Source organism: Kribbella sp. (assembly GCF_035687465.1).
Taxonomy (GTDB): Bacteria; Actinomycetota; Actinomycetes; order Propionibacteriales; family Kribbellaceae; genus Kribbella.
In genome coordinates this window covers 1-10,706 of the sequence record NZ_DASRXP010000590.1, presented here as the reverse complement: position 1 = coordinate 10,706, position 10,706 = coordinate 1, and the positions used below count along the sequence as shown (strand labels likewise).

The window sequence follows — 10,706 nt, the reverse complement described above, 5'->3', positions numbered from 1 at the left end:
CCGGATCCAGGTACGCAGCCCAGACGCCGACCAGCTCGACAAGGTGCTGAACTCCGCGGTCTACAAGTAGTGCTGGGTAGGAGAAATCCGTGCCGCCGGGGCACGCCGTACCGTAGGCGGCATGACTGATCTGTCTGCGGCGATCGACCGCGTGCTGCCCTCTGTCCGTGCCGACCTCGAGGACCTTATCCGGATTCCCTCGGTCAGTGCCGACCCGGCCCGAGCGGCCGATGTCCAGCGGTCCGCCGAGGCCACCGCCGCGCTGTTCGAGGCGGAGGGTTTCGCGGTGCGGATCGTCCGGGCCGGCGACGGCGCGCCCGCGGTGATCGCGAAGAAGCCCGCGCCCGAGGGCAAGCCGACCGTGCTGCTGTACGCGCATCATGACGTCCAGCCGACCGGGGCCGAGGACGAGTGGAGCTCGGCGCCGTTCGAGCCGACCGAGCGGGACGGCCGGCTCTACGCCCGGGGCGCGGCCGACGACAAGGCCGGCATCGCCGCCCACCTGGCCGCCGTACGGGCCTTCGGCAACGACCTGCCGGTGGGTGTGACGGTGTTCGTCGAGGGCGAGGAGGAGATCGGTTCGCCGACCCTGCTGCAACTGCTCGACGAGTACGCCGACGAGCTGACCGCCGACGCGATCGTGATCGCCGACTCGAGCAACTGGGCGATCGGTCAGCCCGCGTTGACCGTCTCGCTGCGCGGGCTCGTCGACTGCTATGTCGAGGTGCGGACGCTCGAGCACGCCGTTCACTCCGGGCTGTTCGGTGGTGCCGTGCCGGACGCGTTGACCGCCCTGTGCCGGTTGCTGGCGACCCTGCACACGGACAGCGGCGACGTCGCGGTGGACGGGCTGCATGCCGGCCGTGCTGCCGAGCTGGACTATCCCGAAGCCTCGTTCCGCGCCGAGTCGAGTGTGCTGGACTCCGTCCGGCTGATCGGATCCGGCTCGCTGGTCGATCGGTTGTGGACGCGCCCGGCGATCGCCGTACTGGCTATCGACGCACCGCGGGTGGCCGACGCCAGCAACACCCTGGTACCGGTCGCGCGCGCCAAGGTCAGCCTGCGGGTCGCGCCCGGCGACGACGCTGTGAAGGCGATGCAAGCCCTGCGCAACCACCTCGAGCAGAACGCCCCATGGGGCGCTCAAGTTGTTGTCACGGAAGGAGATCTGGGCCAGCCCTGCACGATCAACGCCCGCGGCGCGTCCTATGACGCGGCCCGGTCGGCCTTCGCGGCGGCCTGGGGTGTGGAGCCCGTCGACATGGGCATGGGTGGCTCGATTCCCTTCATCGCGGAGTTCCAGCAGACCTTCCCGCAGGCGGCCGTTCTGGTCACCGGGGTGGAGGATCCGGACACCCGGGCGCATGGGATCGACGAAGGCCTGCACCTCGAGGAGTTCGCCAAGGTCTGTCTGGCCGAGGCACATCTTCTTCAGAACTTGGCATGAACGGCGGTACCGGGCTTTCGGGGCGGCCTGCCTTTGGCATAGGTTTCGGCGGGTGAAGATCGCAGTAGTGCGAGAGACCCGACCTGCCGAGCGCCGGGTGGCGCTGGTGCCTGAACAAGTGGCCAAACTCGTCCAGCTCGGCTATGAGGTCGCAGTCGAGCCCGCGGCGGGCGAGCGCGCGCTGTTCTCCGACGATTCCTACCGTGATGCCGGGGCCGAGGTGGCCTGGGGAGCCGACCACGCGGCCACCGTCGTGGCGTCCGTGCAGCCGCTGGAGCGGGAACGCCTCCAGCGCCTGCACGCCGGTACTGCGCTGATGTCGTTCCTGCCGACGAATCCGCCGGACGTGATCCGGGCCGCCACCCGGGCCAAACTGACCGCGTTCGCGATGGAGCTGATCCCGCGGATCTCCCGGGCCCAGTCGATGGACGCGCTTTCCTCCCAGGCGATGGTCGCCGGCTACCGGGCCGCCATCGTGGCCGCGGAACGGCTGCCCAGGTTCTTCCCGTTGAACATGACCGCTGCCGGCACGGTGCCGCCGGCCCAGGTCGTAGTACTGGGTGCCGGGGTCGCCGGCCTACAGGCGATCGCCACGGCCAAGCGCCTCGGCGCCGTCGTCAAGGCGTACGACGTGCGTACCGCCGCGGCCGAGGAGATCGCCTCGATGGGCGCGATCCCGATCCAGCTGGAGCTCGGCTCGCTGGACGGTCCGGGTGGTTATGCGCGCGAGATGACGCCGGAGCGAGCGCAGTTGCAGCGTGACCTGCTCGCTCCCTACATCGCGGCTGCGGACGCGTTGATCACCACAGCGGCAGTGCCGGGGCGGACCGCGCCGATCCTGGTGTCGCGATCGATGGTCGAGCAGATGAAGCCCGGATCCGTCGTGGTCGACCTGGCCTCGGAGTCCGGCGGCAACGTCGAGGGCTCGGTGGCCGGGACCGAACTGACGATCGGCAACGCGCTGGTCTGGGGCGGCGCGAACGTGCCGAGCCAGATGGCCGGCCCGGCCAGCCGGCTCTACGGTCAGAACATCGCGAACCTGATCGGCCTGATGACCCGCAACGCGGCCTTCGACCCCGACTTCGACGACGAGATCGTCGCGGGCTGCTGCGTGACGCATGACGGGACCGTGCTGCACGAGCCGACCCGTGAGCTCCTGAAGGGACCGCACGCATGACCGAGTCCATCGCACTGCTGACGATCTTCGTGCTGGCCGCGTTCGTCGGCGTCGAGGTGATCAGCAAGGTCTCCGCGACCCTGCACACCCCGCTGATGTCCGGCGCGAACGCGATCCACGGTGTCATCCTGGTCGGCGCGATCATCGTCACCGGCCAGGCCGAGTCCGCGCTGGTGGTGGCGGTCGGGCTGGTGGCCGTCGTGCTGGCGACCGTGAACATGGTCGGCGGCTTCGTCGTCACCGACCGGATGCTGGAGATGTTCCGCGGCCCGGGCGCCCGGAAGAAGGAGTTGCACAAGTGATCGACACCTGGGCCCAGATCGGTTACCTGATCTCGGCCGTCTGCTTCATCGTCGCGCTGAAGGCCCTGTCGTCGCCCAAGTCCGCCCGGACCGGCAACGCGCTCGGCGCGGCCGGTGCGGTGCTCGCGGTGATCATCACCTTCATCGCCTACAAGCCGGACCACCTGGTGCCGATCCTGATCGCGCTGGCGATCGGTACGGTCGCCGGGGTGGTCGGCTCCCGGCGGGTGCAGATGACGCACATGCCGCAGTTGGTTGCCCTCTTCAACGGTGTCGGCGGTGGTGCGGCGGCGCTGGTCGCCCTGATGGAGCTAGGCGAGGTGCGCGACGGAGAGACCATCGCGGCGATCGCGACGGCCTTCACGGTGCTGGTCGGTGCGGTCAGCTTCTCTGGTTCGATCGTCACGTTCGCCAAGCTGCAGGAACTGATGACGACCCGGCCGGTGACGTTTCCCGGTCTCCCGGTGCTCTTCGTCGCCGGGATCCTTGGCGGAGTCGCGTTGTCGGCCTGGCTGGTCTCGGATCCGCGGGTCTGGGTCGGCGTGCTGCTCTGCCTGGTTGGCCTGGCCCTTGGGGTGATGCTGGTGCTGCCGGTGGGCGGCGCCGACGTACCGATCGTCATCTCGTTGCTGAACGCCTTCACCGGTCTGACGGTGGCCGCGGGCGGCTACGTGCTCGGCAACTCGCTGCTGCTGATCGCGGGAACGCTGGTTGGCGCGGCCGGTACGTTGCTGACCAAGCTGATGGCCGACGCGATGGGCCGGTCGGTCTTCAACATCCTCTTCGGGGCCGTCCGCGGCGGCTCCACGCTCGGCGCCGGGACCGTGTCCGAGCGGCCGGTGATCTCCGGCAGTGCCGAGGACGTGGCGATCCTGCTCGGTTACGCGCAGCGGGTGATCATCGTCCCCGGCTACGGGCTGGCCGTGGCGCAGGCCCAGCACACCCTCCGGGACCTGGTCGAGGAGCTCCAGCGGCGCGGGGTCAAGGTCGACTACGCGATCCACCCGGTCGCCGGCCGGATGCCCGGGCACATGAACGTCCTGCTCGCCGAGGCCCAGGTGCCCTACGAGCAGTTGCGCGAGATGGACGACATCAACGGCGACTTCAAGTCCACCGACGTCGCCCTGGTGGTCGGCGCCAACGACGTGGTCAACCCGGCCGCCCGGAACACCCCGAGCGCGCCGATCTACGGCATGCCGATCCTGAACGCCGACGAGTCGCAGCGGGTCATCTTCCTGAAGCGCTCGATGCGCCCAGGCTTCGCCGGTATCGAGAACGAACTCCTCTACGACCCCCGCACCACCCTCCTGTTCGGCGACGCCCGGGACTCCCTCACCAAACTCCTCGCCGCCGTCAAGAACGTCTGAGGGGCGGGCGACATCCATCCGGTGTCGCCTGCACCGGGGGCGCTGTAGGGTCGGCTGAAACCGGTTACAGCCATCCGTCCCCGGGAGAGATTCGCCGTGAGCGAGCAGCAGCTCGATGCCCGTACCGACTGGGAGGCGCGGATCTCGCGTCGTTCCGACACCAGCCGCCAGGCTTCGCCGCCGGTGCTCCCACCGCCTGACGGGCTGACCGTCGAGTCGGGGCAGGCGCAGGTCACGCTGCGGTGGCAGCCGGTCGAAGGGGCAGTCGGATATCTGGTCCACCGGGCCCTGCTCGAGCAGGGGCCGTTCGAGCCGGTCGATCACCTTGGCGGTGACGTGCTGTCGGTGCCGGACACCTGGTACGTCGATACAACCGGTGCGCCGGGGCAGACCTATTGGTATGCGGTCGCCTCTGTCCCCGAGGTCACCGTGACGGGTGAGCTGGGATCCGCAGTTGCCGCGGCTTCCGTAGTACCGGCTGGGCCTTCGCCAGTGGTGACGTTGACGGTTGATGCGTCGGCGCCCGGTGAGGCGCTGGAGAAGCCGTGGATCCCGATGATCGGGAGCGAGCGGTTGAGCCAGTTGCGCAGTACCGAGCTGACCGGCGGCCGGCCGATCGGGAGCGAGTTGCTCGCGGCGCTGGATCGGGTCAGCAAGGAGGTCGGTGTCGAGTCCGTCCGGGCGCACGCGATCCTGCACGACGACCTCGGCGTCTATCGCGAGGTCGACGGCGAACCGGCGTACGACTTCGCCCGCGTCGACGAGGTCTACGACGCGATCATCGGGATCGGCCTGCGCCCGGTGGTGGAACTCGGCTTCATGCCGCGCGACCTGGCCAGTGATCCGGACAGGACGGTGTTCCAGTACGGCGGGATCATCTCGCCGCCGAAGGACTGGCAACGCTGGGGCGACCTGGTCCGGGCGCTCGTGCAGCACCTGGTCGAGCGGTACAGCCTGGACGAGGTCCGCGGCTGGGAGTTCGAGGTCTGGAACGAGGCCAACCTCGAGGTCTTCTGGTCCGGCACCCGCGAGGAATGGATGCACCTGTACGACGTGACGGCGTTCGCGGTGAAGGATGTGGATCCGCGGCTGGCCGTCGGTGGTCCGTCCTCGGCGGCGGCCGGGTGGGTCGACGAGTTGCTGGCTCACGTCGCCGGCTCGGGTGCGCCCCTGGACTTCGTGTCGACCCATACCTACGGGAGTGCGCCGCTGGATCTGCGGCCGACGCTGGCCCGGTTCGGGCGGTCCGACGCTCGCATCCTGTGGACGGAATGGGGCGTCACGCCGACGCACTTCAACCCGGTGAACGACTCGGCCTCGTCGGCGATGTTCTTGCTGAGTGGGATGAAGTCCTCGTCGGGACGGCTGGACGCGCTGTCGTACTGGGTGGCGTCGGATCACTTCGAGGAACTCGGCAGACCACCCCGGTTGCTACACGGTGGCTTCGGGCTGATCACCGTCGGCGGGATCGCGAAGGCGCGGTACCACGCGCTGTATCTGCTGGCCCAGCTGGGCGATGTCGAACTGCCGGTCGTTGCCCTGGGCGACGGAGCCGACGGTCTGGTGCAGAGTTGGGCGACCTGTCGCGAGGACGGTTCGCTTGCTGTGCTGGTGTGGAACCACACGCTGGACCAAGCGAAGTGCAAGGGCGATGCCGGCCTGGATCGTCGGGTGCGGCTGGCGCTGGACGGGCTGGCGGACTTCGCGGATTCCGACCCGGTCTCCGTCAAGGTGACCCGGCTGGATCGGGACCACGGTGACATCTCGGTGCTCGCGGAGCGGCTGGGTGTGGGCGATTGGCCGACCGACGAGCAATGGGAGCAACTGCGCGCCGCCGACGTCCTACCGGGCTTCGAGGTCGCACTGGAGTTGGTGGACGGCCAGTACATCCTCGACTTCGAGTTGCCGCAGCCGGGCGCAGTACTGATCGAGCTCTAGCAGCCGCAGCTGCCCCGGAGTACGAGTTCGGTCGGGAGGACTAGGTTTTCCGTGCTCTGATCGGCCATCAGGAGGCGGGCGGTCGCGGCGCCGAGTTCGCGGATGGGCTGGCGGATGGTGGTCAGGCCGGGCTGGACGAGTGAGGACATCGCGACGTCGTCGAAGCCGGTGATGGCGACGTCGCCCGGGACCCGCAGACCGCGGCCGAGCGCGCCGATCAGTACGCCGAGCGCCGTCTCGTCGTTCGCGCAGACGATCGCGTCCGGGCGGCTGGGTCCGTTCAGCAGCTCGCCGGCCGCGATCACACCATCGGACTGCTGCAGGCCGATCTTGACCGGGCCGGCCGGGGCCTCGACGCCCGCCTCGCGATGGGCTTGCTGGAACGCCTCCCAGCGCTCGGTGACATCGGGCGAACCGTCGGGACTGCCGACGAACACGAGCCGCCGGTAGCCGTGGTCGACCAGTAGATGCCTGGTCAGCTCGGCCATTTGCGAGTTGTCAGCGCGGACCGAGGGGATGCCGTCGAGTGGCTGCCCGGCAAGCACGACGACCGGTACTTCGGCGGCCAGTCGCTGCAGGGTCTCGGGCTTGACCGTGCCACCGTGCACCGCGATGCCGTCGACCCTGGCCGACATCGCCAGGACATCGGCGTCGGCCGCCGCGCGCTTGTGCGTCCCGACGATGTGGACGCCGGCCCCGGCCTCCATCGCCTCGTACTCGAAGCCCTGGATCAACTCGGAGAAGTACGGCCCGGCCAGCCCGGGGAAGACGATCGCGACCGAGCCGTGTTTCCGCTCGGCCAGCGCCCGGCCCAGCTGACTCGGCCGGTACCCGTACTCCTCGATGACCTGCAGAACCCGCTGCCGCAACTCGGGCCGAACCTGCCCGGTACCCCGCGAAACCCGCGAGACGGTCGCGATCGACACCTGCGCGATCTCGGCAATCTCCCGGACCGTCGGCCGCCTGCTCCCCATCCACGCCCTCCCCGCCGCAGTAACCGGTTTCCAGCGACGATAGGCGAGGACCCGACCCGCAGCAAGCGGCGGCAATTCGGGAATTCCTGCGAGCGTTTGACACTGACCGGCTCAGGTATTTTGTCTACCTCCGGCGCCTCGCCGACGGCAGATTCTTCCCTTCGTGCTCCTCGGCTCCTGTGGCGCCCATCCGCCAACGACTACAGCGATCCTGGGCCTTCGCGGAGGAAAACTAAATGCAGTGACTTGGCGCGTACTTCGCTTTCACCAAAAGGAACGAATTATGCCGCGGAAGGGCATTTGATCAGACCCAGCCGCGTTTTGCGGCGGCTACACCGAGTTCGAAACGGGAGGTGGCGTCGAGACGGTCGGAGAGGTTTGCGGTGATTCGGCGGGCGGTTCGCAGGGAGATACCGAGAAGACGCGCGACCTGTTCGTCCTTGGCGCCGCCGGCGAGTAGGCGGAGTACCTCGGCCTCGTGCGGCGTGAGGGGTGCGCCGTCGCGGTCCTCGGGGGCGAAGAGCTCGGTCGCCCGGGACCAGTACGAGTCGAACATGGCCAGGGCCAGCGCGACGACGGCCGGGGAGCGGTGGATGACCGCGCCGGCGCTCTCGACCTCGGGGTTCAGCGGCATGATGGCGATCTCCTGGTCGACGATCAGGAGACGCATCGGCAGGGTCGGAGTGGCGCGGACCTCGCCGCCGAGCTTGTGCATGAAGGCGGCGAACTCGAGACCGGCCTTCGACACCGTCATGCTCTGGAGATAGACGCTGCGCATCTTGATCCCGCGCTCCAGCAGCGGGATGTCCGGTGATTCCTCGGCCGGGGCGACGATGTCGTCGACGTGGGCCGGGATCAGGCCCCAGAAGGATTCGCGGGACTTGGCGCCGAGTTCCTCGATCCGGCGGGAGGCGTTCGCGCGGCCGCGCAGTACCTCGACATCGCCGCTGGTCCGCGAGGTGAGCAGCTCGTTGTACTGCTCGGCCAGGATCTCGGCCGACGCCTCTGCCTCGTTGAGCTCACCCAGCAGGCGGTTGAGTTCGCTGCGGCGGCGCTCGGCCAGGCTCGACAGGCCGACTCTCGGGTGGACGGCGTGCTCGACGGCCGGGTTGGTCCAGGTCGGGACCAGGAGATCCAGCTTTCGCAACTCGTCCATCGACTGATGGATCTCGTTCAATGGACGTTTTAGTAGCGCCGCAATCTGCTCCGGCGTACTGTCCGCTTCGCGGAGAAGGGCGTGATAGACCGCGAAGGTGGCCTCGTCCACACCCAGCGGTCCCAGCACTATCTACACCCTCTCCAACGCTCGTTTGGAACCGACCATATACAGGGTGCGTCGATTTAGCGCGTTCAGCAGAAGGTTTCGAATTATTTCGAAGGGACCGGTAGTGATCAAGAGGTTTCTGACCGTGGCGGCGGCCGGCCTGCTACTTGCCGGTTCGGCCTGGCTGTCGGCCGGGTCGGCGATGGCGGCCCCGGATCCGCCGGTGGAGGACGACCCGAACGGGCCCTGCGCGGTCTGCTGGTAGCAACTCCTCCCGTAGACTAGGGGCGTGGCTCGTGGCGATGGTCGGCTCACTCATGACCTTGACCCGCAGGATCTAGGCCCGCAGGACGCTTGTGGCGTCTTCGGTGTCTGGGCACCGGGGGAAGAGGTCGCCAAACTCACCTATTTCGGGCTCTATGCTCTGCAGCACCGGGGGCAGGAGTCGGCTGGCATCGCGGTCAGCAATGGCAGTCAGATTCTGGTCTACAAGGACATGGGCCTGGTCAGCCAGGCCTTCGACGAGGCGACCCTGGCCTCCCTGCGGGGGCATATCGCCGTCGGTCACTGCCGGTACTCGACGACCGGATCCAGTGTCTGGGCCAACGCCCAGCCCACCTTCCGGTCCACCGCGACCGGCTCGATCGCGCTCGGGCACAACGGCAACCTCACCAACACCGGTGAGCTCGCCGCCAGCCTCGGCGGCAGCGACAGCCTCGATCTGGGGCTGGACCTCGACGTCGAGCACGCGAAGGCGAACGCCAAGCACGGCGCCTCCTCCGACACCGACATCCTGACCTCGATGCTCGCCGGGTACCCGGACCTCAGCATCGAGGAGGCCGCCGCGAAGGTGCTGCCCAAGGTCAAGGGCGCCTACAGCCTGATCTTCATGGACGAGACCACCCTGTACGGCGCGCGCGACCCGCAAGGCGTCCGCCCGCTGGTGCTCGGCCGGCTCGAGCGTGGCTGGGTGATCGCCAGCGAGACCGCGGCCCTCGACATCGTCGGCGCCTCGTTCGTGCGGGAGGTCGAGCCGGGCGAGATCGTCGCGATCGACGAGGAGGGCCTGCGCTCCACCAAGTTCGCCGAGCCGGACCCCAAGGGCTGCCTGTTCGAGTTCGTCTATCTGGCCCGCCCGGACACCCAGATCTCCGGCCAGCGGATCCACTCGACCCGCGTGGAGATCGGTCGTCGGCTGGCTCGCGAGCACCCGGCGGACGCCGACCTCGTGATCCCGACGCCGGAGTCCGGCACCCCGGGCGCGATCGGATACGCCGAGGAGTCCGGCATCCCGTACGGCTCCGGTCTGGTCAAGAACGCCTACGTCGGCCGGACCTTCATCCAGCCCAGCCAGACGATCCGCCAGCTCGGCATCCGGCTCAAGCTGAACCCGCTCCGCGAGGTGATCGAGGGCAAGCGGCTGGTCGTCGTCGACGACACGATCGTGCGCGGCAACACCCAGCGGGCGGTGATCCGGATGCTCCGCGAGGCCGGCGCGAAGGAGATCCACGTGCGGATCACGGCGCCGCCGGTGAAGTGGCCGTGCTTCTACGGGATCGACTTCGCCAGCCGCGCCGAGCTGATCGCGAACGGCCTGAACACCGAGGAGATCTGCCGCTCGCTCGGCGCCGACTCGCTGGGCTACGTCAGCCTGGACGGGTTGATCGAGGCCACCACAGTGCCGAAGGACAAGCTCTGCCGGGCCTGCTTCGACGGGGTCTACCCGATCGAACTGCCGAGCCCGGAGCAGCTGGGCAAGCACCTGCTCGAGGTGTCGGTGAGCACCGACGTCGACGGCCTGGCCACGGTTTCCGGTGGAGCTGGCGCCGCGGACGCCCTGTCCCGGCCATAACAGGCCGCCATAGAGGCCGTTCGGCCGTGAATCAAGGAGAACCCCACGTGACCGAGGGCGCGAGCTATGCCGCCGCGGGAGTCGACATCGAGGCCGGAGACCGGGCCGTCGAGCTGATGAAGGAATGGGTGGCCAAGGCGACCCGTCCCGAGGTGGTCGGTGGCCTCGGCGGTTTCGCCGGGCTGTTCGACGCGACCGCGCTCACGGCGTACCGGCGGCCCTTGCTGGCCACCTCGACCGACGGTGTGGGTACCAAGGTCGCGATCGCGCAGAAGATGGACCGGCACGACACGATCGGGTTCGACCTGGTCGGCATGGTCGTCGACGACCTGGTCGTCTGCGGGGCCGAACCGCTCTTCATGACCGACTACATCTGCACCGGCAA

At 68.7% G+C, this 10,706-nt stretch carries 10 protein-coding genes; 8 read left to right on the top strand and 2 right to left on the bottom strand.

Translation table 11 applies throughout. The features are described 5' to 3' along the window. The first annotated feature begins 121 nt into the window (after positions 1-121). From VFG33_RS31375 to VFG33_RS31355, 5 genes are all read left to right on the top strand, one after another. The gene (locus VFG33_RS31375) at positions 122-1,447 is read left to right on the top strand and encodes a dipeptidase (protein ID WP_325056609.1); all 1,326 of its coding nucleotides are present in this window, start codon (positions 122-124) and stop codon (positions 1,445-1,447) included. 52 nt (positions 1,448-1,499) lie between these two features. Next, the gene (locus tag VFG33_RS31370) at positions 1,500-2,624 is read left to right on the top strand and encodes an NAD(P) transhydrogenase subunit alpha (protein ID WP_325056608.1); all 1,125 of its coding nucleotides are present in this window, start codon (positions 1,500-1,502) and stop codon (positions 2,622-2,624) included. Next, positions 2,621-2,926, top strand: coding sequence for an NAD(P) transhydrogenase subunit alpha part 2 (locus tag VFG33_RS31365; RefSeq protein ID WP_325056607.1), 306 nt, complete (start codon positions 2,621-2,623; stop codon positions 2,924-2,926). The genes VFG33_RS31370 and VFG33_RS31365 overlap by 4 nt, the downstream gene beginning before the upstream one ends. Beyond that, the gene (locus VFG33_RS31360) at positions 2,923-4,293 is read left to right on the top strand and encodes an NAD(P)(+) transhydrogenase (Re/Si-specific) subunit beta (RefSeq protein ID WP_325056606.1); all 1,371 of its coding nucleotides are present in this window, start codon (positions 2,923-2,925) and stop codon (positions 4,291-4,293) included. Before VFG33_RS31365 ends, VFG33_RS31360 begins: the two co-directional genes overlap by 4 nt. Positions 4,294-4,389: 96 nt before the next feature. Further along, positions 4,390-6,231 (top strand): GH39 family glycosyl hydrolase, encoded by a 1,842-nt coding sequence (locus VFG33_RS31355; protein ID WP_325056605.1) that lies wholly within the window; start codon positions 4,390-4,392, stop codon positions 6,229-6,231. On the opposite strand, the gene VFG33_RS31350 is transcribed toward VFG33_RS31355, so the two are convergent. After that, positions 6,228-7,205 carry a LacI family DNA-binding transcriptional regulator gene (locus VFG33_RS31350; protein ID WP_325056604.1) on the bottom strand — a complete coding sequence of 326 codons (978 nt, stop codon included), beginning with the start codon at positions 7,203-7,205 and terminating at the stop codon, positions 6,228-6,230. The two genes, VFG33_RS31355 and VFG33_RS31350, sit on opposite strands and share 4 nt — an antisense overlap. A gap of 304 nt (positions 7,206-7,509) precedes the next feature. After that, positions 7,510-8,490: a helix-turn-helix transcriptional regulator gene (locus tag VFG33_RS31345; RefSeq protein ID WP_325056603.1), complete on the bottom strand. Its 981-nt coding sequence runs from the start codon at positions 8,488-8,490 to the stop codon at positions 7,510-7,512. 103 nt (positions 8,491-8,593) lie between these two features. Here VFG33_RS31345 and VFG33_RS31340 point away from each other — a divergent pair, with 103 nt between their 5' ends. From VFG33_RS31340 to VFG33_RS31330, 3 genes are all read left to right on the top strand, one after another. Continuing rightward, entirely contained in the window at positions 8,594-8,734 is a 141-nt protein-coding gene (locus tag VFG33_RS31340; RefSeq protein WP_325056602.1) for a hypothetical protein, read from the top strand. 24 nt (positions 8,735-8,758) lie between these two features. Beyond that, positions 8,759-10,321 carry an amidophosphoribosyltransferase gene (gene purF / locus VFG33_RS31335; RefSeq protein ID WP_325056601.1) on the top strand — a complete coding sequence of 521 codons (1,563 nt, stop codon included), beginning with the start codon at positions 8,759-8,761 and terminating at the stop codon, positions 10,319-10,321. A gap of 47 nt (positions 10,322-10,368) precedes the next feature. After that, on the top strand, positions 10,369-10,706 hold a 338-nt coding region (locus tag VFG33_RS31330; RefSeq protein WP_325056600.1), incomplete at its 3' end, for an AIR synthase related protein.